Source organism: Tateyamaria sp. (assembly GCF_039940735.1).
Classification (GTDB): domain Bacteria; phylum Pseudomonadota; class Alphaproteobacteria; order Rhodobacterales; family Rhodobacteraceae; genus Tateyamaria.
Genome location: NZ_JBDVGB010000052.1, coordinates 1 through 23,766, shown reverse-complemented (window position 1 = coordinate 23,766; position 23,766 = coordinate 1). Strand labels below are relative to the sequence as shown.

General features: G+C 52.9%; 19 protein-coding genes, 1 tRNA gene and 1 pseudogene. 16 read left to right on the top strand and 5 right to left on the bottom strand.

The features are described from left to right. Positions 1-1,297 precede the first annotated feature (1,297 nt). Positions 1,298-1,777, top strand: coding sequence for a hypothetical protein (locus tag ABJF76_RS10900; RefSeq protein ID WP_413819287.1), 480 nt, complete (start codon positions 1,298-1,300; stop codon positions 1,775-1,777). Between the two features lie 952 nt (positions 1,778-2,729). Here ABJF76_RS10900 and ABJF76_RS10895 read toward each other — a convergent pair. Next, positions 2,730-3,602, bottom strand: a complete 873-nt coding sequence (locus ABJF76_RS10895; RefSeq protein WP_413819286.1) for a MurR/RpiR family transcriptional regulator — start codon at positions 3,600-3,602, stop codon at positions 2,730-2,732. A gap of 110 nt (positions 3,603-3,712) precedes the next feature. On the opposite strand from ABJF76_RS10895, the gene ABJF76_RS10890 reads away from it, so the two are divergent. The 14 genes from ABJF76_RS10890 to ABJF76_RS10825 all read left to right on the top strand — a co-directional run bounded on the left by ABJF76_RS10890 (position 3,713) and on the right by ABJF76_RS10825 (position 18,814). Further along, entirely contained in the window at positions 3,713-4,492 is a 780-nt protein-coding gene (locus tag ABJF76_RS10890; protein WP_413819285.1) for an N-formylglutamate amidohydrolase, read from the top strand. Beyond that, the gene (locus ABJF76_RS10885) at positions 4,480-5,049 is read left to right on the top strand and encodes a TRAP transporter small permease subunit (protein WP_413819284.1); all 570 of its coding nucleotides are present in this window, start codon (positions 4,480-4,482) and stop codon (positions 5,047-5,049) included. Before ABJF76_RS10890 ends, ABJF76_RS10885 begins: the two co-directional genes overlap by 13 nt. Further along, a complete protein-coding gene (locus tag ABJF76_RS10880) occupies positions 5,049-6,371 on the top strand; it encodes a TRAP transporter large permease (protein ID WP_413819283.1) in 1,323 nt (440 codons plus the stop codon). The genes ABJF76_RS10885 and ABJF76_RS10880 overlap by 1 nt, the downstream gene beginning before the upstream one ends. 52 nt (positions 6,372-6,423) lie before the next feature. Beyond that, the gene (locus ABJF76_RS10875; protein ID WP_413819282.1) at positions 6,424-7,455 is read left to right on the top strand and encodes a TRAP transporter substrate-binding protein; all 1,032 of its coding nucleotides are present in this window, start codon (positions 6,424-6,426) and stop codon (positions 7,453-7,455) included. Positions 7,456-7,514: 59 nt separating this feature from the next. Further along, positions 7,515-8,879, top strand: a complete 1,365-nt coding sequence (locus tag ABJF76_RS10870; protein ID WP_413819281.1) for a glutamine synthetase family protein — start codon at positions 7,515-7,517, stop codon at positions 8,877-8,879. 1 nt (position 8,880) lies between these two features. Further along, positions 8,881-10,251: an aldehyde dehydrogenase family protein gene (locus ABJF76_RS10865; protein ID WP_413819280.1), complete on the top strand. Its 1,371-nt coding sequence runs from the start codon at positions 8,881-8,883 to the stop codon at positions 10,249-10,251. A gap of 5 nt (positions 10,252-10,256) precedes the next feature. Further along, complete coding sequence (locus ABJF76_RS10860) at positions 10,257-11,408, top strand: iron-containing alcohol dehydrogenase (RefSeq protein WP_413819279.1); 1,152 nt, start codon at positions 10,257-10,259, stop codon at positions 11,406-11,408. Positions 11,409-11,520: 112 nt separating this feature from the next. Further along, positions 11,521-12,582 (top strand): extracellular solute-binding protein, encoded by a 1,062-nt coding sequence (locus ABJF76_RS10855; protein ID WP_413819278.1) that lies wholly within the window; start codon positions 11,521-11,523, stop codon positions 12,580-12,582. 68 nt (positions 12,583-12,650) lie between these two features. Next, positions 12,651-13,757: an ABC transporter ATP-binding protein gene (locus ABJF76_RS10850; RefSeq protein WP_413819277.1), complete on the top strand. Its 1,107-nt coding sequence runs from the start codon at positions 12,651-12,653 to the stop codon at positions 13,755-13,757. Beyond that, positions 13,758-14,621: an ABC transporter permease gene (locus tag ABJF76_RS10845; RefSeq protein ID WP_413819276.1), complete on the top strand. Its 864-nt coding sequence runs from the start codon at positions 13,758-13,760 to the stop codon at positions 14,619-14,621. Between the two features lies 1 nt (position 14,622). Continuing rightward, the gene (locus tag ABJF76_RS10840; protein WP_413819275.1) at positions 14,623-15,477 is read left to right on the top strand and encodes an ABC transporter permease; all 855 of its coding nucleotides are present in this window, start codon (positions 14,623-14,625) and stop codon (positions 15,475-15,477) included. Between the two features lie 520 nt (positions 15,478-15,997). Next, the gene (locus ABJF76_RS10835; protein WP_413822567.1) at positions 15,998-16,198 is read left to right on the top strand and encodes a hypothetical protein; all 201 of its coding nucleotides are present in this window, start codon (positions 15,998-16,000) and stop codon (positions 16,196-16,198) included. A gap of 616 nt (positions 16,199-16,814) precedes the next feature. Next, positions 16,815-17,246: a universal stress protein gene (locus ABJF76_RS10830; protein ID WP_413819372.1), complete on the top strand. Its 432-nt coding sequence runs from the start codon at positions 16,815-16,817 to the stop codon at positions 17,244-17,246. Positions 17,247-17,257: 11 nt separating this feature from the next. After that, complete coding sequence (locus ABJF76_RS10825; protein WP_413819273.1) at positions 17,258-18,814, top strand: alanine/glycine:cation symporter family protein; 1,557 nt, start codon at positions 17,258-17,260, stop codon at positions 18,812-18,814. Between the two features lie 92 nt (positions 18,815-18,906). On the opposite strand, the gene ABJF76_RS10820 is transcribed toward ABJF76_RS10825, so the two are convergent. The 3 genes from ABJF76_RS10820 to ABJF76_RS10810 all read right to left on the bottom strand — a co-directional run bounded on the left by ABJF76_RS10820 (position 18,907) and on the right by ABJF76_RS10810 (position 21,212). Continuing rightward, entirely contained in the window at positions 18,907-19,530 is a 624-nt protein-coding gene (locus ABJF76_RS10820) for a trimeric intracellular cation channel family protein (RefSeq protein WP_413819272.1), read from the bottom strand. Positions 19,531-20,150: 620 nt separating this feature from the next. Continuing rightward, a tRNA-Asn gene (locus ABJF76_RS10815) sits at positions 20,151-20,225 on the bottom strand. 78 nt (positions 20,226-20,303) lie between these two features. Further along, positions 20,304-21,212, bottom strand: a complete 909-nt coding sequence (locus tag ABJF76_RS10810; protein WP_413819271.1) for an MBL fold metallo-hydrolase — start codon at positions 21,210-21,212, stop codon at positions 20,304-20,306. A 48-nt stretch (positions 21,213-21,260) separates the two neighbouring features. On the opposite strand from ABJF76_RS10810, the gene ABJF76_RS10805 reads away from it, so the two are divergent. Beyond that, positions 21,261-22,580 (top strand): ATP-binding protein, encoded by a 1,320-nt coding sequence (locus ABJF76_RS10805; RefSeq protein WP_413819270.1) that lies wholly within the window; start codon positions 21,261-21,263, stop codon positions 22,578-22,580. A gap of 50 nt (positions 22,581-22,630) precedes the next feature. Here the strand turns inward: ABJF76_RS10805 and ABJF76_RS10800 are convergent. Then, positions 22,631-23,697: pseudogene (locus ABJF76_RS10800) on the bottom strand (IS30 family transposase). Positions 23,698-23,766: the final 69 nt, after the last annotated feature.

Genomic DNA, 23,766 nt, shown 5'->3' with positions numbered 1-23,766 from the left:
ACGTTTCTTTAGGACTATGTCATGTTTTCTATGCCGACTAGCTTTGCCGACTTTTTTATAAAATGTCTAAAGACGCTCCCATATGTTGCAATCATAAATGGAGTGATTTTTGGCACTACTGGGCTGTATTTCATTTATTCAGCTAGTGCATTCTCAACGCGGTCCGTGGTGCAGGAAGTGCATGTCATGTCTGTGGAAAGCCGAAGAAGCGACAATGGAACCGTTTACAGGCCTCTTTTTAAGGCCCTTCAGAACGATGGGACATCGATAACTTATTCTGGTTCGGCGTGGGTCAGCCCCAAACCTCACAATGACGGCGACATCGTGGATGGGCGGGTTGATTGGGAGACTGGCGAAATTCGAAGCGTGAGCATGATGAAGTTTCATACATCAATGGGTAATACCATTTCTATTATGGGGGGAATCTGCTTTGTCCTCGGTGCTTTTTATCTTTGGTGGAAGCGAACTCGCTCGCGAATTACCAAATGAGGTTAAGTTTAATTACGCCGAAAACCGCCGTTCGCGTTTGGCGCAGCATCTGGAATTATGGGCTCACACTTGCCGTTAGCTGCGCCGCCGCGATCCGGCCAAACGAGCATGATTTGATCGACACAACCGGCCCGAACTGGACCTTCACTTGACCCGATCAATTCTACGATCGCAAACCACATAACGGACCTTGGTTGATGCCACGGAATTTCAGAGCGCCCAGATAGCCGCTTGGAATCCAAAACTCATTGTTCTTCACGTGAGAAATGTTGCGGATTTTTCATACCTACGTTTGCGGCCCGCCATCGCACTTGCGTGAAATGCCCAAATTCGGTCTATTTAACGGCCTTACTCTGGAAAATATGAAGATAATCTCTGTTGAGATTTGCAGAAATTTTATTCCGACCTATTCACCTTCTCGTAAAGCCATCCTTGCCCCGAAATGACTGAGACGGTATCCGAAATTCAACTCGCATTTCAAAAATGATTGAAAGCAAGTCAAACCGGCTTTTGCATTCATCTGATGAACGGTCGCTTTGGTCCAGCCTTAACGGTTCATTTTCGCGCAACATCGAAGGCAAGCTTGGAATTTGTGTGCCGATTTCGATCAATGTGACGTCCGTTGCCGCGTGCGAAACCTAAGGTTTAAATCCAAGCAGATCACTAGAAACTTTCACCGGTTTCAACAACGTAGACCAATGCATCTTGATCCCGGCACGAAAAGATAGAATTGTCGGGTAGGACATCAAGGGTTAACGAATTTGGGGCCGGACCCATACCGCACCCGGCTTGCTGCAACGCATAGTCCGTGCGCAACCTTGACCAATGGCATTTTGTTGTTCTATCTTTTGTCTATTATTCTATGCATTTTTTTGAAAGGATTGCCCTCATGCCGGGTGGAAAAGACGAAGTAGATATCGAAATGTTGAATACTCAACTCAAAGAAATTCTGAAAAAAATTGAAGCTGATGCAAAGAAAGGCGGCGTCGACAACAAAGGGGCAAAAACTCTCAAAGACGAGATTGGTTCCAAATTAGACAAAAAACTGTTCATTCCAAAGGGTGTGGACCCGAAAGCGACGAGTGTTCCTAAACCCGACCTCAAAAAGCTCAACAACTTAAAAATCGGGCCAATCAAGGTGAAGCCCGATTTGTCCAAAATCTTGGACAAAAAGGGGAAACTGACGCTCACGTATTCCAAGAAAGACTTTAGCATCGATTTGAAACTTGAGGGTGACTTGAAGAAAAAAGAAGGTGGTGCGTTTGTGACCGCAAAATTCAGGTTCTAAAGGGTTGTTCCTTCATAAAACTTGCGACGATCCATTTAATCGACGACCGATTACACCGGAGAAAAACACACACCCACGAGTGTTTTAACTGGGATAGATGGCATTGATCGTGAAAATGGGAAAATGCGGGTGCAGAGCATGTCTTTTGCATGAGAGCACCCGCATTTTTCAGGCTGTAATTTAAAACCAGAGTCACAACCCGTTCATTGCGCAATTTTGGGAGTGGACGTTCGTGAACTCTGTAGCGATGGGTAGAATTGGCCTCGTTCCCGCCTTCACTGCTCCGCAGCATCCATCCTACCAACCGCCGCGTTCAGCGGGGCTCACGGCCCTTACCAGGCATTCGTCCGGTTTATGCAATGCTGCGACCACTCTCCTGCTTGCGAACATTCGTTGCGCATACGAATTCAATGATCGGTTGATCTTTTGGATAGGGGTTGGGCTGGTTTGAGTTTAGATCCTTTTCACAAAGAATCTTATAAAGTCGATGAGTCCATCGTTGTTCATAGTCGTTGCAGCAAAAGCGCATCGTCGCACCTATAATGGGCCTTAGATCGGCCTTGCCTCACACGTCAGTGACAACCCTTAACGTTCATTAACGAGTTGTCTCTGCGCTGCGTTGCAGTTTCCCTGAAGCGGCCGTTCATTCAGAATCCAGAATCTTTAGGTAAGCAAGGCAGGGCACAGCCTACATTCACGAGTAGTCAGCCAACATCAACTATGGTCGAAATACTTGGGCTAGTTACGGCAGGCGTCGAATGAAAATTGGAATTTCTTCTTGTTCCGTTCGAAACCACGGCCCTAGGTTATTACCATCAAGCCTTCATCGATGATGGGGCGAACTACACTTTGAATATCACGAAACGGCACGTCTATTATTTCAGCAATGTCGGGAACGCCGAGTACTCCGTCGCGATAGGAGTTCATGTTCTTCAAGAGCCAGACGCCTTTGTTAAGTGAACTTGCGGAACAGTCCGGTCTGGTTGAAGATGCCCTCCAGCATTTCGATGCGGTCTTTGGTTTCGTCCCAATTCAGGTCTTGAACAGAAGAAATCATGGTTTCGATCAACAACATAGTCGTTGTCGCAGAATCCCACGCCGATGGTACAATAATCCGAGAGCCAAAGCTGATGTCGGCTAGCCGGTGCACCGGGGAACGCCACTGATCGGTAAACAAAATGATCTTGGCGCCTTTCGCATGGGCCATTTCCGCAAGTTTTAAAATGTTGTTTTCGTAGCGCCGTACATCGAAGATGACGAAGACATCGCCTTCTTTTGCATTCAGCAGATAGTGTGGCCATGTATTTGACGTGGACTGGACATGCGTCAGATTGGGGCGAATAACTTGCATGTGCAGGTAGAGATATTCAGCCAAAGTGTGTGTAATGCGCCCACCGACAATATAAAGATGCCGGGATTGATCTGCCACCAGTGCGCACGCCGCGTCGAATTCGTTTGGGTTGATTTGGCTCATTGTGAGGCGGATGTTTTCAATCACAGCGACGGTGAACTTGTTGAGAAGGTGTTCGGACGGTGCGGCTTCGGCCCATGTTTCGTGCTTGGCAATCGGGTTTTTTGCCATCGCAAGGAGCTCTTCGCGTAGTTCAGTTTGAAAGTCCGGATAGCCCTTAAAACCAAGCTTTTGAACCATGCGTGCAACCGTCGGAACAGACACATTTGCATCCGTTGCAAGTGTCGCCAACGGACCAAGCCCCGAGGCAGGATAGTTTTCAAGAATAGACAACGCGAGTTGGCGTTCCGCGCGTGTGAAATCGTCCAGTTTTTGCTGGATGCGATCAGAAATACTTTGTGTCGCGTCTGTCATCCGGACCTCTTTTTCTTTTTTATACCAAGAAATGTGCATCTGTGAAATTTTTTTCACAAACTTATTGACACAAGCTTGGTCTAGCACTCAGGTTGCTGCCGAGGGGTGAAATGAATCACATGCAGGCTGCCACGCCAAATACTGCCGTAACGGTTTTGAATCCAGAAGGACGTTCCAGCGTCGTTCTCGTGTGTGAACACGCATGCAATTTCATACCGCAAGCGTATGGCGGCCTTGGGCTGGACGATGCTGCACGCCAAAGCCACATCGCGTGGGATCCGGGTGCGCTGGATGTCGCGCGTGGATTGTCTGAACGATTGGATGCCAAGCTGGTTATATCGAACGTGTCGCGTCTGGTTTATGATTGTAACCGCCCGCCGATGGCACCAGACGCCATGCCAACGTGCAGCGAAACTTTTGATATTTCGGGCAACATGAACCTGACCGAAGAGCAGCGACGGGACCGCGTGGCGACCGTTTATGAACCGTTTCGCGCCGGTCTTGCGGCTGCGATCGCGGCCCGGCCGGATCCGGTCATCGTAACACTGCATAGTTTTACGCCGGTCTACAAAGGTCAGCGGCGCTCAGTCGAAATCGGTGTTCTGCATGATGCGGATTCGCGTCTTGCCGCTGCGATGATGCAGATAGCGGGTGTGCATACGTCGGCAAATGTCAAAATCAACGCGCCTTATGGACCAGAGGACGGCGTGACCCATACCCTGAAAGAACATGCGTTAAAGCGAGGCCATTTGAATGTCATGTTGGAGATCCGCAGTGACCTGATAGCAAACGATGCGGATCAAGATGCCATGGCCGACAGCCTTGCCGGCTGGCTGGCTGACGCACTAGCGGATCTGGGTGTAAAAGCGGGGCTACCATGTCACGGCTGATGCTTGGTTTTATCCGTATGATTGACGCCGCGAATTACCGCATCGGGCGCATTGCGATGTACGGCATCTTTGTGTTGATGGGGATTTTACTTTGGTCGTCGATCAGCAAGACGTTCTTTTTACCGACCCTGTGGACACTGGAAATGGCGCAGTTTGTTATGGTCGGTTATTACATTCTGGGCGGACCGTATTCGATCCAGCTTGGGTCGAATGTGCGTATGGATTTGCTGTATGGCGAATGGTCGATGCGCAAAAAAGCGTGGTTTGACCTGATTACAGTACTGTTCCTGATCTTCTACCTTTGCGTTCTAGTTTATGGCGCTGTCAGCTCGACCGCCTATTCACTGGGATATTGGGGAACCGAGCCGTTTTCGTTTTTGGGCGGACTAGTCACCGGATCCGAGGAAGTCGGACACTTGGAGCGTTCGTCCAGCGCGTGGCGTCCATATATGTGGCCGATCAAGGCGGTCATGATCTTGGGTATGTTCCTGATGTTGCTGCAATGTCTGTCCGAGCTGTTCAAAGATGTTCTGCGTCTAAAGGGTGAAACGATCTGATGTCGTATGAACTGATCGCCACTTTGATGTTTTCATCGATGATGCTGATGCTGCTGACAGGTCAGCGTGTGTTTGGTGCAATCGGATTCATTGCCGTGATCGCTTCGCTGCTATTGTGGGGCGACAAGGGCGGGTTTGATATCGGTTTTTCGGCGGCCATGAAGCTGATGAAATGGTATCCGCTGCTGACACTGCCGATGTTCATTTTTATGGGCTACGTGTTGTCGGAAAGCAAAATTGCCGATGATTTATACAAGATGTTCCATGTCTGGATGGGAGGGCTGCGGGGCGGTCTAGCCATCGGGACCATAGGTCTGATGGTGCTGATTTCCGCGATGAACGGTCTTAGCGTCGCGGGGATGGCGATTGGCTCCACCATCGCGCTGCCCGAGCTTTTGAAACGCGGATACGACAAACGCATGGTCACAGGCGTGATACAAGCGGGGTCGAGTTTAGGTATCCTTGTGCCGCCGTCGGTCGTGCTTGTGCTCTATGCAATGATTGCGCGCCAACCGGTTGGCCAGCTGTGGCTGGCAGGGGTTATCCCGGGCCTGATGATGGCCAGCTTGTTCACCATCTATATCGTCGTACGGTGTCGTATTAATCCAGTGCTTGGGCCTGTGTTGCCCGCCGAAGAACGCGACATTCCACGCGCCGAAAAACTTCGTTTGCTGCGGGCCGGATTGTTGCCAGTCATAATTTTCGCCGTGATGATGGTGCCATTCGTCAAGGGCTGGACGTCCCTTGTGGAAAGCTCAGCGATTGGGGCGATAGCGGCCTTTGTTGCCGCTGTGTTGAAAGGACGCATGACCCGCGATGTGTTCGAAAACTCGGTGCGCAATACGCTGGGCATCACGTGTATGTTCATGTGGATCATCCTTGCGGCACTTGCGTTTGGCGCGGTGTTTGACGGGCTCGGGGCGGTGAAAGCGATCGAAAGCGTGTTTACCGAACGCCTTAACCTTAGCCCGTGGATGATCCTGATCCTGATGCAGTTAAGCTTTATTCTGATGGGCACGTTTTTGGATGACACGGCAATGCTGGTCATCGTGGCCCCACTGTATGTTCCGCTGGTGGGCGCGTTGGGCTTTGATCTGATCTGGTATGGTATCCTTTATACGATCACCACGCAGATCGCATATATGACGCCACCCTTCGGCTATAACCTGTTTTTGATGCGCGCCATGGCCCCGCCGGAAATTACCCTGCGCGACATCTATTCGTCTATCACGCCCTTTGTTCTCATTATGGTTCTGGCGCTTTCGCTGGTCATGATGTTTCCGGGCATCGCCACTTGGCTTCCGAATTACGTCTACAATTAATCATACAAGAACCGCCAATTAAGTGGTCGCAACCCAACTAAGGAGAGAAGACATGACTTCAAGACGCAAGTTTATCCAAGGCGCGGCCGTTGTACCTGTTGCCGGTCTTGCCACGCCCGCATTGGCGCAAAACACGATCCGTTGGCGGATGCAGACCTATGCGGGGGCAGCATTGGCCGCCGAGGTCATCGTTCCAGCGATTGAAATGTTCAACAAGATCGCAGGCGACCGTATGCAAATCGAATTATTTTTTGCTGATCAACTGGTCCCCACGGGTGAGTTGTTTCAGGCAATGCAGCGCGGCACCATCGACGCTGTGCAATCGGATGATGATTCAATGGCATCTCCAACCGAAGTTACCGTTTTCGGCGGCTACTTCCCGTTTGGCTCGCGGTATTCACTGGATGTGCCGGTTCTGTTCAACCAGTACGGCCTGAACGAAATCTGGGATGAAGAGTATTCCAAAGTCGGCGTGAAACACATCTCTGCCGGGGCATGGGATCCGTGCCATTTCGCCACCAAAGACCCGATCAACAGCCTTGCCGATCTGAAAGGCAAACGCATCTTTACCTTCCCGACGGCGGGCCGTTTCCTGACCCGTTTCGGCGTGGTTCCAGTGAACCTGCCATGGGAAGACATCGAAGTGGCGATGCAAACAGGCGAGCTTGACGGCATCGCATGGTCAGGCATCACCGAAGACTACACAGTTGGATGGGCCGATGTTACCAACTATTTCCTCACCAACAACATTTCCGGTGCCTGGGCAGGGTCGTTCTTTGCCAATATGGACCGTTGGAACGAGTTGCCGGAAGACTTGCAAACACTGTTCCGCGTGTGTTGCGATCAATCGCACTACTATCGCCAGTGGTGGTATTGGGGCGGCGAGGCCAGCCTGCGCGTCAATGGGCCGAAGCTTGAACTGACGACGATCCCGGATGCGGAATGGGACACCGTGGAAGCCGAAGCCCAAGTGTTCTGGGAAGAAATCGCAGCCGAAAGCGACGTCAAACGCCGTGTCGTCGATATCTTCAAGCAATACAACGCCGACATGGTGAAGGCCGGACGGCCCTATCGTTACGGCTAAATCATAACGTGGGGGCTGCTTTGTGCGGCCCCCGCACCCTCGCAATAGGTGGACACAACATGCCCGGCACTCTTTCATTTGAAGACCTGAAATCACGCGTTTCGGACGGGGCGATTGACACTGTTCTGGTGTGTTTCGTGGATATGCAGGGACGCCTAATGGGCAAGCGTTTCCATGCCGTGAACTTTGTGGAAACGTCGTTCAAGGAAACCCATTGTTGCAATTACCTGCTGGCCACAGACCTCGAAATGGCAACGCCCGATGGATACGCGTCCACCAGTTGGCAAAGCGGGTATGGCGACTACGTCATGGCACCGGACCTGAGCACAATTCGCCTTGTGCCTTGGCTGGAAGGGACAGCGTTGGTGTTGTGCGATGTTCTGGATCACCACACCCACGAGGCAGTCCCACATTCGCCCCGCGCAATCCTGAAAAAGCAGATCAAGCGGCTTGAGGTAATGGGCTATGAAGCGAAGATGGCGACTGAACTGGAATTTTTCCTGTTTGAGAAAAGCCTTGCTGACATCCGCAAATCAGGCTTCCGCGATCTGGAGCCGATCAGCGGTTACAACGAAGACTACCACATTTTCCAGACTACAAAAGAAGAGGGCGTAATGCGCCCGATCCGCAATCATTTGTATGCGGCAGGGTTGCCGATTGAGAACTCTAAAGGTGAGGCGGAGTCCGGACAGGAAGAACTCAACATCCGCTATTCGCCCGCGCTTAATTGCGCCGACTATCATTCAATTGCAAAGCACGCGATCAAAGAAATCGCATGGCAAAACGGCCATGCCGCGACCTTCCTTCCCAAGTGGCACAAGGACCGCGTAGGATCGTCAAGCCATGTGCATCAATCCCTTTGGAAAGACGGGGAGGCGGCGTTTTTTGACGGCGACGCAAAGCACGGTAAATCCGAACTGATGTCGCATTACATGGCTGGATTGATCAAATACGCGCCCGATTACACCTATTTCCTTGCGCCATATGTGAACAGCTACAAACGGTTCGCCAAGGGCACGTTCGCCCCCACCAAAACAGTCTGGTCCGTTGATAACCGTACGGCGGGCTTCCGTTTGTGCGGGGAAGGGACGAAGGGCGTGCGCGTGGAATGTCGCATCGGTGGCTCCGACCTCAATCCGTACCTTGCGCAGGCTGTGATGATCGCGGCCGGGATTAAGGGCATTGAGGATCAGTTGGACCTGTCCCCAGCCACGACGGGCGATGTCTATGAGGACGCCAAAGCGGCAGACATTCCGCAGACACTGCGCGCTGCAACGGAAACCCTGCGCAATTCGCAGTTCTTGCGCGAAGTCATGGGCGACGACGTGGTGGATCACTACACCCGCGCCGCCGAATGGGAACAAGAAGAATTTGACCGCGCCGTGACCGATTGGGAAATCGCACGCGGCTTTGAAAGAGCATAATATGACCATAACCTGTGTCTCCCCCATTGACGGGTCCGTCTACGCGACCCGTGAAACACTGAGCCGCTCCGACGCGGACGCGGCTGTTGCACGCGCCAAAACGGCGCAATCGGATTGGGCCGCGCGTTCGCTGGCCGAACGTATCGAATTGGTTCAGGCGGGCGTTGCCGCCGTAGGTGCAATGAACGACGATATTGTGCCCGAAATCGCCCACCAAATGGGCCGCCCCGTGCGCTACGGTGGCGAATTTGGTGGGTTTAACGAACGCGCAACCTATATGGCCAGCATCGCCCAAGACGCGCTGGCTGATATCGAGATTGAAGACAGCGACGCGTTTCGCCGCGTGATCAAACGTGTGCCGCATGGCGTTGTTCTTGTCGTTGCTCCGTGGAATTACCCCTATATGACAGCGATCAACACCGTCGCGCCCGCGTTGATTGCAGGCAATGCGGTGATGTTGAAACATGCGTCCCAAACGCCGCTTGTCGGAGAACGTATGGCGGCTGCTTTCCATTCCGCAGGCATCCCAAAAGACGTCTTTCAGAATATATTCCTGGATCACCAGACGACGTCCGATCTGATCGCCGACCGCGCCTTTGGCTTTGTGAATTTCACAGGGTCCGTTGGCGGCGGGCAGGCGATGGAACGTGCGGCGGCTGGCACGTTCACCGGTGTCGGGCTTGAGCTTGGCGGCAAAGACCCCGGCTATGTGATGGAAGATGCCGATCTTGATGCGGCAGTGGATACCCTCATTGATGGGGCGATGTTCAACGCCGGTCAGTGCTGCTGCGGGATCGAACGCATATACGTTGCTGAATCTCTTTTTGACGCGTTTGTCGAAAAGGCAGTCAAGGTCGTGAATGGCTACACATTAGGCAATCCGCTAGATCACGAAACCACTCTTGGACCGATGGCGCACGTGCGTTTCGCCAACGAAGTCCGTGCGCAGATTGCAGAAGCCGTGGCAGATGGCGCGACCGCGCATATAGCAACCTTTGCGCAAGATGACGGCGGGGCCTACCTCACGCCGCAAATTCTGACAAACGTCACCCACAACATGCGCGTCATGCGCGACGAAAGCTTTGGCCCCGTGGTCGGAATTATGTCCGTCAAAGACGACGAAGAAGCGATCCGTTTGATGAATGACAGCGACTTTGGACTGACCGCATCGTTGTGGACGGAAGACACCGTTCGCGCTGAAACTATCGCGGACCAGATCGAAACCGGCACTGTGTTCATGAACCGTGCCGACTACCTTGACCCCGCATTATGTTGGACAGGTTGCAAAAACACAGGACGCGGAGGTGGCTTGTCTATCATCGGCTACCACAATTTGACGCGCCCAAAATCCTACCACCTGAAGAAGGCCTGAACGATATGACGATTACTGCAAACTGGTCTTATCCGACATCTATCCGTTTCGGCGCTGGCCGGATTTCTGAAATTGCGGATGCCTGCGCCGTCGCGGGGATCAAGAAGCCGCTGTTGATCACGGATCGTGGACTTGCGAGCATGGACATAACGACGAAAACGCTCGACCTGCTTGAGGCCGCGGGCCTTGGGAGTGCAATGTTCAGCGACGTCGATCCGAACCCCAACGAAAAGAACGCAGCAGCAGGTGTAAAGGCCTACCGTAACGGGGGCCATGACGGGGTTGTGGCCTTTGGTGGCGGCTCTGGCCTCGATCTTGGGAAGCTGGTGGCGTTCATGGCAGGGCAGACACGCCCGCTTTGGGATTTTGAAGACATTGGCGACTGGTGGACCCGCGCTGACAGCGAAGCAATCGCGCCGATTGTCGCCGTGCCAACGACAGCTGGAACAGGGTCCGAAGTTGGCCGTGCATCGGTCATTAGCAATTCTGAAACCCAGCAAAAGAAGATCATCTTTCACCCCAAATTCCTGCCGTCGGTGGTGATTTGTGACCCTGAACTGACAGTCGGCATGCCGAATTTCATCACGGCAGGGACTGGCCTGGATGCGTTCGCCCATTGTGTTGAGGCATTTTGTTCACCCCACTACCACCCAATGAGCCAAGGAATGGCCCTTGAGGGAATGCGTCTGGTCAAGGAATTCCTGCCGCGTGCATATGCCGACGGAACAGATATCGAAGCGCGTGCGCATATGATGTCTGCGGCGATCATGGGGGCAACCGCGTTTCAAAAGGGGCTTGGGGCGATCCACGCGTTGTCCCACCCGATCGGTGCGATTTATCATACGCATCACGGCACGACGAATGCCGTTTGTATGCCCGCTGTGCTAAAGTTCAATAAGTCCGCGATCACGGGTTTGATGGGCGACGCCGCGAACTACCTAGGTATTTCAGGCGGTTATGATGGTTTCTGCGGATATGTTGACGAACTGAATGCGTCGATGGGGGTACCTAAGAACCTCGCAGGACTTGGCATTGAAAACCCCGACGTTGAACACATCGTAGACGGAGCGCTGATCGACCCCAGTACGGGTGGTAATCCGGTTGAAATGACCAAAGAAAACACAACCGAATTGCTGATGAATGTCATCCAAGGATGACCAAATTTTACGAATTTGCGCGTGTGCAAAAGGTACACAAACAATGACTATCGACTGACCACAAATCGTTGCCCGTAAGGGCAGCATCAACTTAAAAAATGGGAGTATTACTATGAAATTCGGATTGATTTCCACCACCGCACTTGTCGCAGTTCTGGCTGCAACATCAGTTTCTGCTGAAACGTTGCGCCTACTGACATGGGGCGGCTATGCGCCGGAAGATGTGATCGAAGTGTTTGAGGCCGAAACAGGCCATACCGTCGAAGTCACGACATCTAACAACGAAGAAATGATTGCCAAATTGCGTGCCACAAATGGTGGTGGTTTTGATCTTGCCCAACCAAGCCAAGACCGCATCACCAGTGCACAGGAAGAATTCGGCATCTATAAGCCGATCGACATGTCCCGCGTGGAAGCGGCACAGTTCATCCCGTCAATGCTGGACGCGACAGCAGAAAACACCACATTTGATGGCGACGTCTACGGTTTGCCACACGTCTGGGGTACCAGCGGGTTGATCGTGAACCGAGCCGAAGCCGGTCAGGTTACCGACTACCTCGACCTATGTGACGCATCGGTTGCAGGAAACATCTCCTATCGCACGGCCCGCCCAACTTTGATCGGATTTGCGTACTCAATGGGGCTCGACCCGTTTGCTGCGTACGGCGATGTAGAGGCCTATCAGGGCATTCTGGATCAGGTCGAAAAAACCCTGATCGAATGCAAACCAAACGTTAAAACATACTGGTCCGGCGGGGATGAAATTAAGAACCTTCTGCGCTCTGGCGAAGTTACTGCGGCTATGGCTTGGGATACAGGCGGCTGGCAATTGAACGCGGACAATGCAGACATCACGTTTGTCGCGCCAACGTCAGGTGCGTTGGGCTGGATCGATACCTTTGTTCTGCCATCCCGTGGTCGTGCTGATGATGCAGCTTATGATTGGATCAACTTCGTAATGCGCCCTGACATTGCTGCGATGGTCACCAATTCGGCAGGCAACTTCACCGCCGCTGTTGACGGATCAGAAGGCGTCAACGCCGATCTGAAAGACCGCTATCAAGCAAGCTATGATCAGTCCGCAGTCGACAACATCAAGTGGTATCCACCGGTGCCAGCAGGTCTTGAAGCACTGGAAGGCGCAACGCTGGACCGCATTAAAGCGGCCAACTGAGCGCTCATCTTGATCACGAGAAGGGCGTATCTCGCGCCCTTCTTTTTAAATTCGAAAGACAAAACACTATGGCGCAACCTGCCGATCTCGTATGCAAAGACCTCACGAAGGATTTCAAAGACTTCCGTGCTGTGGATCATGTCAGTTTCGACGTGCCGCAAGGGTCATTCTTTTCCATCCTTGGCCCATCAGGTTGTGGAAAGACAACACTGCTGCGGATGATCGCAGGGTTTCAGTTTCCAACCAGTGGCGACTTGCTGATCAAAGGTAATTCGATGATCGGGGTAGGGCCGAACAAGCGGCCTGTGTCGATGGTGTTCCAACACCTCGCCCTGTTCCCGATGATGAGCATCGGCAAAAATATCGGATTTGGCCTGCGTCAGCGCGGCGTGTCTTCGTCGGAGATTAAAAAGCGGGTAGGGCGGGTTCTTGAACGCGTCGGCTTGCCCGGAATCGAAGACCGTCAGGTTGACCAGCTTTCGGGCGGCCAAAAGCAACGTGTCGCGATTGCGCGGTGCATGGTGCTGGAACCCGACGTGCTTTTGTTGGACGAACCGCTCGGCGCGCTTGACCTGAAGTTGCGCGAGCATATGAAAATTGAATTGAAATCCCTACAAGCGGAATTCAACACGACCTTTGTTTACATTACCCACGACCAATCCGAAGCCTTAGTCATGAGTGACAACATCGCGGTCATGAACAAAGGGCGGTTTGACCAGATCGGCACGGCAAAGGATCTGTATTACGAACCTGAAAATGCCTTTGTCGCAGGATTTGTTGGCGATGCGAACAAGTTTGATGGGAAAGTGACCGCGGTCAACGGCGACATCGTGTCGATCCAGACGGCTGGTGGCTCAACGCTGCATGGGCAAACCACATCGACCAAGCCTGCCATCGGACAATCCGCGCAGATCTTTGTGCGCCCCGAAGCGATTGAGCTGTCCAAGTCACCACTGCAGGGGACTGATCAAACAAACACAAGCGAACGGCTGGTGGAGTCTGTGTTGTTCAACGGCGCAAACAGCATGGTCATTCTACGGGATGCAAACACCGGAGAAACCATCCAAGTAACTCTGCCACAAACCGGAGACTTTTTGGGCCTTGGCAAGGGGGATACGATCCATGCCAGTTGGGGTTCGACACAAGCGCGTTGTTTTGCGTCAGAGGGCCAATAGATGGGAACGGATAAATCCAAGCTGGGTTTTTACCTACTGTTAGCCCCGCTTTTGTTATGGCTGGTGATGTTGATAATCCTGCCCCATATCGGGTTGTTCCTTGTCTCCGTTAGCGAAAAGGTCGGCGTGCGGGAATATGAAACCGGCTTTGGAAACTATGCGGTGTTCTTTAACGAACCGCTTTATTGGCGGACATTTGCCCGCACGGCGTTCATGTCCATCGCAACGACTGCATTGACGTTAATCCTTGGGTTTCCGATCGCTTACTACATCGCCAAAATCACCCGCGGCCGCACGAAAACAACCCTGTTCCTGATGTGCTTGATCCCGTTCTGGGTGTCCGAATTGGTCCGGACTTTCGGTTGGATGATCTTGCTTCGTGAAACCGGTGTGCTGTCCAATTTCCTGCAATACACCGGCGTGATAGATGGTCCTGTCGAATTTTTATATAATGACGCCGCCATTATGGTGGGCCTTGTGTACACGTCGATCCTGTTCATGATTGTGCCACTCGTCACAACGCTGGACAGCCTTGATGACAGCCTGATCGAGGCAGGATACGACCTTGGCGGGTCCGGTTATTCGATCATGCGTGAAATCGTGATCCCCCACGCCATGCCTGGGATCGTGTCTGGCTGCATCGTGGTGTTCATGCTGAGTTTGGGTAACTACCTGACGCCGATCCTGCTTGGTGGCAAAGACAGCCTTTGGTTTACAGGCCTGATCTATACACAATTCATCACACGATTTAATTGGGAACTTGGCTCTGCATTCGGGTTCTTGTTGTTGGCATTGTCGTCGACAATTGTTTTTGTCGGGCTGAAACTGTCACGCCAGTCACTGTCCAATACGATGGGGCGCTAATATGATCACCACCGTCCCGCAATCCAAACCTCTGAAATGGACGTATCGCGCCTATGTGACGTTGTTTTTTATCTATCTGGCACTGCCTATCAGCGTCGTTTGCGTCTTTGCCTTTAACGACAGCGTCTTCCCATCCTTACCGTGGGAGGGCTTCACCATGGCGTGGTTCTTTGGCACCGAAGCACCGTTCATTGGGGTCTTTCACGAACGTTCGATCTTGCGGGCCATTGGCACGTCCGCATTTGTGGCGATGTGGGTTTCCGGCCTGGCAGTCGTTGTCGGCACCTGTAATGCCTTCTTGTTTGTGCGGCATGATTTCCGTGGCAAAGGGTTTCTTTATATTTTGATGCTGTTGCCGCTGATTATTCCGGGCGTCATCCTTGGTATTTCTATTCTGGTTTTCGCAAGCTCGGTTGCAAATTCACTGGAGGACGCGACAGACCTATGGTTCGACGGGTTACGACCCGGCCTGATCCTTGTGATCCTGGGGCAGTTTTCGTTTATCACGACATTCGCAACGCTGGTCATTTCGGCACGATTGCAGAAATTCGACCAAAGCTTAGAGGAAGCAGCGCTTAACCTTGGCGCGACCCGATTGGGGGCCATTCGCCAGATTACGCTGCCATTTTTGCGACCCGCAATCGGGGGCGCAGCCGTCGTTGCCGTATTGATGAGCTTTGAGAACTTCAACACCACCTTAATGCTTGTCGGGTCCGATTCCCCCCTAACGATCACGATGTTTGACAAGCTGAAACAGGGCTCTACACCGGTTTTGAATGCAGTATCGCTTTTGCTTATCTTTGTGTCTGCGGGGCTTGGTTTGTTGTCATTGGTGTTCAACAGATCCAAAGAATAATTGGGTAGGCAGGTTCAAAATCAATTTGCCTGCCGGTCCTAGACAAGCAAAGACAGCGACAGATCGACATCGGGAAAACCAAGCAACTTGGTGCCGAAGAAGTAAATACCTCAGAAATTCACGGACCACAGGATCGACGCCGATACGAAAACTTTGGAGACCGCACGGTCAGCAACACCAGCCAAACCATCTAACCCACCAGTTTTGCCTCAAAGGGCCTAGCAGCACCTTAGAGGATTTTGGGGCCGAAAGGCTTTCAAACGGGCGCGAGGTCTCGCGACTTCGCGCCCTTTCTATGTCTGTCGTCACCTCAAACATGGACACCACCAACATGGCCAAAACACCCGCATACATCCAAAAGCAAAAAGCGCATTAATGGGCGATCTGGAACAAGACCCGCGCGGCAATTGGCCAACCTGATCTGTCCCCTGTCGACCCCAGCCAGAAAATCTGGCGGGTGGAGTTTCGAGCGGGCAAAGACCTGCTGAAAGACACGTGGAACATCCGGACATGGGCGGACATGTTCGCTCGTTTCGGGGACCTGTGCGCCCAAACTGGCGACGTCATCCGCTACACGGTACCAAATACCTATGATCGAAACCGTGCGCGCTGGCCCAATCACCCGCTTTGGGAGGTGGCGGTCGCTGAAATCGTCTCGGACCTATCCGAGATGCGCGAAGGCGAGGACCCGACTGGCGTAAAATCTGTCATACGTGAGTAACATATAGCGACCCTGATCAAGAACATCCGGGGCACTTCGGTGACATTGGCAGCACTTGAAGGGAGAAATTTCGAGGCTCTGCCAGACTTTTTCGGGCAAGTCGCGACAAAGCTGACCCACTCCGTAAACTCCGAACCTGAGCACGTCGCCAAAATGCTAAAAAACGCGCAAGATCGGTACACATTTGTCACCTAGAAAGGACGAACGACCACGGAAAACACCGGGAATTTCTCTACAACTCGTCGTGCTTAAAACCGCATAAAGAGGGTGAAAAGGGTAAATTTCCGGCCGTGGTTGTTTCCGGCCCAAAGCGGCCGTCCAGCGAGTGGTTGCCATGCTGCATCTTCAACCCGCTTAGCAGTCATTCGCCGCGGCTACGAAGGCAATAGGTTGGTTGATGATTTCTTTGCGGACTTAGCTGACCTCGAACGTGATACACGCAAGGTCAACTTCTTAAACTTGAGGAATGCGGATCATCCTATCATCTTTGCGAAATTTAGGTATGGACCCATGCACCAATACTACCTAGCGTTGATCGATCAGCTCGGATTGATTGTAGTGTTAATCGGCCTTGCGTAAATTGCCTAATAAGAAACCACTAAATAGGGACAAATCCATGAAATTAGTAATCGGACTTGATGGACAAAGCTCGGGGGAAAAAGCCCTTGAGTTTGCAAAGAAAATGGCCTCAAGCATGGAAAGTTGCGAATTGATCGTCGTGTACGTGATTGAATGGTCGCCGTTTTCTTTCCAAACAGCGGAAGAAAATGCACAGCGTCATAAAAGGCGCGAGGAAGAAATTTCAATTGCGATGGAGCGGGTACTGAACCCTGCGGTTGCGACGTTGACAGATGCCGGCCTCAAGGCAAGTGCCATTGTTCACCACGGGGATGTCGCTGATACGATCGACAACATCGCCCATAAGGAAGGTGCAAGCCAGATCATCGTTGCACGATCGAGCGCTGGCGGCTTTTCGACACGCATCTTTGGCAGTTCAACAGCGAACCTCGTGATGAACGCGCGTGTTCCTGTTACTGTCGTCTCATAAGGATTAACATTATGAAAACGTTTTATCGACTTTTCCTTACTGTGGCCGCGTTCCTTGCTGTCGCAGTCCCAGCGTCTGCACAAGACGCCGCACTGACGTTGGACGATCGCGTGAATGCAGGGTTCTCTGCTGCAACCGGTTGGTTCGTGAACTTCATCTTTATGTCCATCCCAGGTACAAACTTCCCTTGGATCGTAATGTGGCTGGTTATCGGTGCATCCGTGTTCACCATCTATTTCGCAGCTGTTCAATTTCGTTTCTTTGGTCACGCTATCGGATTGGTCAAAGGCGACTATTCCGATCCGAATGATGCCGGAGAAGTCAGCCATTTTCAGGCACTTGCTACGGCGCTTTCGGGCACTGTTGGTCTCGGTAACATCGCGGGTGTTGCTGTTGCCGTTGGTATCGGTGGCCCAGGTGCCACGTTTTGGATGATCCTTGCGGGTCTTTTAGGCATGGCATCAAAATTCACTGAATGTACATTGGGTGTGAAGTACCGCAACGAATACCCTGATGGCACCGTTTCAGGTGGCCCGATGTATTACATCTCAAAAGGCTTCGATGAGCTGGGGCTTCCGGGTGGCAAAATCTTGGCCGTGTTGTTCTCAGTATTCTGTATCCTTGGTGCCTTTGGCGGCGGTAACATGTTCCAAGCCAATCAAGCACACGCAGCGATCACAGGAATCACAGGCGATTATCCTGGTTACATCACAGGCTTTCTTTTCGCAGCAGTTGTATTCGCAGTGATCGTTGGTGGTGTTAAATCCATCGCGAAAGTGACTGAGAAAATCGTTCCATTCATGGGCATCATGTATGTTGGTGCGGCCCTAATCGTGCTGATTGTGAACTTTGACATGATCGGTTGGGCGTTTGGCCAAATCTTCGCTGGTGCCTTCTCTAGCCTTGGCATTGCTGGCGGTGTGGTTGGCGCATTGATCCAAGGCTTCAAACGTGCGGCGTTCTCGAACGAAGCTGGTGTTGGCTCTGCGGCGATTGCACACTCTGCGGTGAAAACCAAAGAACCGATCACTGAGGGTTTCGTGTCCTTGCTTGAGCCACTGATCGATACAGTTGTGATCTGTACTATGACCGCTTTGGTCATCGTGATTTCGCAGCAGTTGATCATCGATGCGGACACGGGCAACTACGTGATGAACGAAGCAGGCAGCGCAATCGCGACTGTCGATGGCAACACAGGCGTGGCACTAACAGCCGCGGCCTTTGGTTCAGCTATCAGCTGGTTCCCATTCGTTTTGGCAATTGCTGTAATCCTGTTTGCGTTCTCCACGATGATTTCATGGTCCTACTACGGCCTGAAAGCGTGGACCTACCTGTTTGGCGAAGGCAAAACGACAGAACTCGTGTTTAAGGTCATCTTCTGTATCTTCATCGTTATCGGTGCTGCGGCGAGCCTTGGCCCAGTCATCGATTTCTCAGATGCTGCGATCTTTGCGATGGCTGTTGTGAACATCTTCTGCCTGTATTTCCTGATGAAGGTCGTGCGTGTAGAGCTGGAGTCTTACAGCAACCGCCTCAAAGCGGGTGAGATCAAGAAGTTCAAACACTAAAAACGACGACGTAACGATTGAAAGGCCGCCCTCGCGGGGCGGCCTTTTGCACGTGTGCAGCTACCCTCTAAATTTTGACCAACGCAAATCCCCTATGGTTTTGGGGGGCGTGACTTATAGATCGGCAGGCGCCATCCCATAGCAATGGAACCCGCACGCAGCGTGAACGTAACGACCGCACAAGCCAAGGCCATCAGACTCGGCGAAAAGCCCAAATAACTCATAGCTACCGTTGCTGCTGATCCTGCCAATGCACAAGTTACATAAAGTTCACCTTGCTTGAGAACCAAGGGCACCTCGTTTGAAATGACATCGCGCAAAAGTCCGCCCATGCTGCCTGTGATAATACCCATCACTAGAACAATCGGTGCGGATTGATCCAGTGCTTGAGCCACCCCCGAACCTGCCGCGACTGCGATCGCAAGTGCAAAGGCATCAAGCCAAAGCAATAATTTGTATCGGCTTTCAAACATATGCGCCGAAAAGAAGACCAAAAATGCGGCGCCACACGCGAGCGCGAGGTAAGATGGGTCTTCAATCCAAAACACGGGATTGCGGTCCAGCAACACGTCACGCACTGTGCCACCACCCACTGCTGTAAAGCAGGCAAAAAAGAAAAAGCCTACAATATCAAGCTGTGCACGGCTGGCCACCAATGCACCAGTAAGTCCAAAGACCAACACCGACGAATAATCCAGGAGTGTAAAAAGGGGCATACGCGCGATCCAGTCAGTTTCATCGCTTCTAACGACGGCGGTAAAGCATCACAATGCAGACTTCGTGAAGCGCAACGATAGCTCCTTTTGGGCAGAGAATGTTGGGCGATTTATCTGCTTTCTTCTGACCTAATATTGTCTGCAACGCAGACCTCTGAAAAGAGGGCTGATTTTGTCAAAAAACTCCGAAATTCAGATGCCGTAATTTTTCGGCAAAATGCCAAGTTCTCACAGAGTCAGGTGAGATTGCCCGTGAGGCGCAGAGAGCGGGTCGCTCTGTATCGCGATAAATTTCATCGATCACACCCCAAAAACTGAGTTTTTCAACACAATCGGTTTCTTGCCAACTTTTGCGGCGTTTGCACATTGAAAAAGTTGGATCGCAATCCTGAGTGTCCACTTTCTTCAAGTTGCGAAATTTACATTGCGGACGTAGCGAACGTCCAGTTTCCGCCCGTCGCTGCAGGAATGAAATGAGTTGAGCGTCATGAAATGAAGAAGGGCCAGCATGTGACCCGGAAACGACGGCGTTCAATGTGCTGCGCGCTGCTTCCGTAGATAAAACGCCATCATGGGGAGAGCGGCCAACGCTCAGCAAGTCTCTGACGATATTGGTAAATTGGCTCCGGCGGTAGGGATCGAACCTACGACAAATTGATTAACAGTCAACTGCTCTACCGCTGAGCTACGCCGGAACGGTCTGCGCCGTATAGCAAGGGCGATTTCGGGCGTCCAGAGGGTTTTCGCTCAAACGGAGCAAAAAAATCAAAAGGTTAGTTTTGCGAAAAACGGGCGTGTTGTCCGAGGGTGGGATCGGCGCGCACAAGGCCGCGTGCGTGCAGGTCAATCAAGTGCGCCAGAAGGTTGCGTTCGGCCGCCGGCAACATGGCAGGATCGATGTCGTGGTAGACAATGCGCGTTAAGGCAGACAGGGTTTGGCCCGCGTCAGAAAGAGCATCCACAAGCGTCGCTTCGCGCGTGCGTCGGTGAGCCATCAGCCAATCGAGGCGGGCATAAGGGGCTTGGATCGGTGCGCCGTGTCCGGGACAGTACGGACGCTCGGGCAGGGCGCGCAGCCGGGCGCAAGAATTCATAAAGGCTCCAAGATCGCCATCCGGCGGCGAAACAAGCGAGCTGGCCCAACCCATGACGTGGTCTCCGCAAAATAGGGCGGTTTCGGTGGCAAAACACATGTGATTGCTGAGATGTCCAGGCGTCCAATGCGCGGTGATCTTCCAGTCTGTATCACGGATGAACTGACCGTCCTGCAAAAGCACATCCGGTTGAAAATCGTGGTCGATTCCTTCGCCGCCACCCGTCAGGCCAGATTGGGCCAACGTGTCCATGGCAGCGCTGCGTCCCGCGTGTGAAGGGCCAAAAGCAAGCACGGGCGCTTGTGTGGCTTGCGCCAATGGGCGGGCGAGGGGGGAATGATCAAGATGGCTGTGCGTCACAAAGATATGGGTGATGCGTTGATTGTGGCGCACTGCGGATAGGATCGCATCCAGATGCGTTGAGCTGTTAGGACCGGGATCGATCACCGCCAGATTGGTGCGTCCCAACACATATGTATTGGTGCCGCGAAACGTCATAGGGGAGGGGTTGGGCGCGACAATCCGCACAAGATCAGACGCAAGCGGTTCGGCTACGCCGATGACAGGATTGAAATCGTCCGTCTGCATGACAGTCTTGGCCTTTCGGTCTTGCAATGCGCGCGTTAGGGTTTGGCCATGTCGTTCCAATGGCTCAAAAACTATATGCCCCGAGGCATCTATGCCCGTGCGGCGCTGATTCTGCTGCTGCCGGTGGTTGTGGTGCAGCTGGTGGTATCTGTGGTTTTTGTACAGGACCATTTTGAGGATGTCACACGCCAGATGACCACAACAACGGCGCGAGAAGTGCACTTGGTGTTGTTGCGGGTCGATCAGGCCCAAACGATAGCCGACATCGCGGATCTGACGGCAGACATCGCTGGACCGCTCAACATATCGATCAAACCGGCGCCCAAGGCTGCGATAGACGAACTGGATCGTCGGCTGTGGTATGATTTTTCCGGCAGCATTGTGATTTCGTCCATGCACGAACAAGTCGCACGGGTGGCCGTTGTCGATTTGCTGGCACGACGCATGGTGCGTTTGATCGTCACCACGCATCTAGGGCCGGTTGAGATCATCTTTGACCGTCGGCGCGTGTCTGCGGCTGCTCCGCATCAACTGCTGGTAAATATGGTCTTTTTCAGCGTTCTGACCACGATCATCGCCATTATTTACATGCGCAACCAATTGCGTCCGATCAAACGCCTTGCAAACGCAGCAGAGGCCTTTGGGCGCGGCAACACCATTGCCTACAGCCCAAGTGGCGCAACCGAAGTGCGCGCGGCCGGCACTGCTTTTGTTGACATGCGCAACCGGATCGAACGGCAGATCGAAACCCGTACGTTGATGTTGTCAGGCGTCAGTCACGATCTGCGCACGCCACTGACGCGGATGCGTCTGGCGCTGTCGATGATTGAGGACGAAGACCGCATTCCGTTAGAACGTGACGTGGATGACATGCAGGGAATGATCGATGCCTTTCTAAGTTTCGCGAAAGGCGAGGCCGAAGGCGAACCCTCGGTTATAGATCCCATCGCTTTCGTCCAAGAGATCGTGACGGACGCACAGCGCGGCGGGCAGCCTGTGACATTGGTTGTGGCTGAGGGCGAAGGCACCGTGACCCTCAGAGCAGCTGCTATGCGCCGCGCTTTGGACAATCTCATCGGCAATGCCGTCCGATACGGCACGCGCGCCGAAGTGTCCGTGCGGCTAAGTGATAAGTCCTTGCGATTTCGCATTGAAGACGAAGGTCCGGGCATTCCATCAGACCGTCACGCAGAGGCGCGGCGGCCATTTACTCGGTTGGATCGGTCGCGCAATCAGAACAAAGGGTCCGGCGTCGGCTTGGGCCTTGCCATCGCAACGGACATCGCGCGGGCTCATGGTGGCGTGCTGCGCCTTGGGCAAAGCGACACGTTAGGTGGCTTGCGAGCTGACATTGTTATCGCACGCTGACCGCACGTGAAGGCCACGCTCTTTTGTGAGCGATACCTGAACCGCGACTCCTATTGCTTCAGAGGGTAGGGGCTGCTGTCCATCTCCTCCAGCATCTTTTCGCGGAAGACCTCGGCTGGTGTCTTCCATCCCAAGCATTTCCTCGGTGTGTTGTTGAGGCGGTCGCAGATCTGCTTCATGTCTTGATCCGTCATCGAGCGGATGTCCCGCTTGCGCGGGAGCCAGCGTCTGGCCCATCGATTGGTGTTTTCAACCGTTCCCTTTTGCCACGCACTGCCCGACAGGGTATCGCGTAGCGATGTCCCGAAAGGGGTGAAGAGGGGTCGCAGAACCAAGTTTGAGTGCCGATTTCAGCCTGAAGGTGCGGCCAGTTCATGAACTCTGAGCCACGATCGAACGTGATTGAGCGGCGGGCTTGGTGGGGCAGGTCTTTGATTGTTTTAATGATCTTACCCATCACAGGTTTCGTGCGCTTGGTCGAGCTTTTGAGGATCACTGTGAACCTGCTGACGCGTTCAACGAGCGAGGTCACGTTTGACTGCCCAAGCTTCTGTTTGAACAACATCAAATCACCCTCCCAGTGCCCAAACTGGCGACGGTGCGCCACATCATCCGGGCGGAACAGGATGCTGACGTCGCGGTGGAATTTGGGTTCTCGGCGTTTTCTGGTCCGCCGTGGACGACGGGCGACGCGGTGCGTCGGCAAGTACCACCACAGATCATCGCGCATGCCGTCTTTGGAATAAATGTAGCGATAAATTGTCTCCTGACAGACACGTAGTTTTGCACGTTCATGGATCATCCGGTTGCCGATCTGCTCCGGCGTCCATCCGTCTTTGATCCTCTCGATCACACGTTTGCACAGCTCGGGATATTTGATCAGTTTGCGATCCCGCGCGCGCCGATCCGCCGTCATCAGCTGGGCGGCGGCACCATAGTAACCGTCGTGTTTTGGCATGCTCTCATCGCTGAAATGATTGCGCTTCAGCTCACGGAAAATGGTCGAACGACACCGCCTCAGGACCCGCGCCATCTCATCGACAGGGACCTTTGCATGTCTCCAGCGTTCTATTCTGCGTCGCTCTGTGATACTCAGTTGCTTATAAACGGCTCCCATGGCACGTTCTCCTCATTAGATAACCCATTGGTTTCTAATAGGAGTCGCACTTCAAGGTAGCGCCCGCCG

Coding starts and splice junctions, on each gene's coding strand:
- ABJF76_RS10895 (WP_413819286.1), bottom strand. CDS start 3,602: ATGACAGACGCGACACAAAGTATTTCTGATCGCATCCAGCAAAAACTG.
- ABJF76_RS10890 (WP_413819285.1), top strand. CDS start 3,713: ATGAATCACATGCAGGCTGCCACGCCAAATACTGCCGTAACGGTTTTG.
- ABJF76_RS10885 (WP_413819284.1), top strand. CDS start 4,480: ATGTCACGGCTGATGCTTGGTTTTATCCGTATGATTGACGCCGCGAAT.
- ABJF76_RS10880 (WP_413819283.1), top strand. CDS start 5,049: ATGTCGTATGAACTGATCGCCACTTTGATGTTTTCATCGATGATGCTG.
- ABJF76_RS10875 (WP_413819282.1), top strand. CDS start 6,424: ATGACTTCAAGACGCAAGTTTATCCAAGGCGCGGCCGTTGTACCTGTT.
- ABJF76_RS10870 (WP_413819281.1), top strand. CDS start 7,515: ATGCCCGGCACTCTTTCATTTGAAGACCTGAAATCACGCGTTTCGGAC.
- ABJF76_RS10865 (WP_413819280.1), top strand. CDS start 8,881: ATGACCATAACCTGTGTCTCCCCCATTGACGGGTCCGTCTACGCGACC.
- ABJF76_RS10860 (WP_413819279.1), top strand. CDS start 10,257: ATGACGATTACTGCAAACTGGTCTTATCCGACATCTATCCGTTTCGGC.
- ABJF76_RS10855 (WP_413819278.1), top strand. CDS start 11,521: ATGAAATTCGGATTGATTTCCACCACCGCACTTGTCGCAGTTCTGGCT.
- ABJF76_RS10850 (WP_413819277.1), top strand. CDS start 12,651: ATGGCGCAACCTGCCGATCTCGTATGCAAAGACCTCACGAAGGATTTC.
- ABJF76_RS10845 (WP_413819276.1), top strand. CDS start 13,758: ATGGGAACGGATAAATCCAAGCTGGGTTTTTACCTACTGTTAGCCCCG.
- ABJF76_RS10840 (WP_413819275.1), top strand. CDS start 14,623: ATGATCACCACCGTCCCGCAATCCAAACCTCTGAAATGGACGTATCGC.
- ABJF76_RS10835 (WP_413822567.1), top strand. CDS start 15,998: ATGTTCGCTCGTTTCGGGGACCTGTGCGCCCAAACTGGCGACGTCATC.
- ABJF76_RS10830 (WP_413819372.1), top strand. CDS start 16,815: ATGAAATTAGTAATCGGACTTGATGGACAAAGCTCGGGGGAAAAAGCC.
- ABJF76_RS10825 (WP_413819273.1), top strand. CDS start 17,258: ATGAAAACGTTTTATCGACTTTTCCTTACTGTGGCCGCGTTCCTTGCT.
- ABJF76_RS10820 (WP_413819272.1), bottom strand. CDS start 19,530: ATGCCCCTTTTTACACTCCTGGATTATTCGTCGGTGTTGGTCTTTGGA.
- ABJF76_RS10810 (WP_413819271.1), bottom strand. CDS start 21,212: ATGCAGACGGACGATTTCAATCCTGTCATCGGCGTAGCCGAACCGCTT.
- ABJF76_RS10805 (WP_413819270.1), top strand. CDS start 21,261: ATGTCGTTCCAATGGCTCAAAAACTATATGCCCCGAGGCATCTATGCC.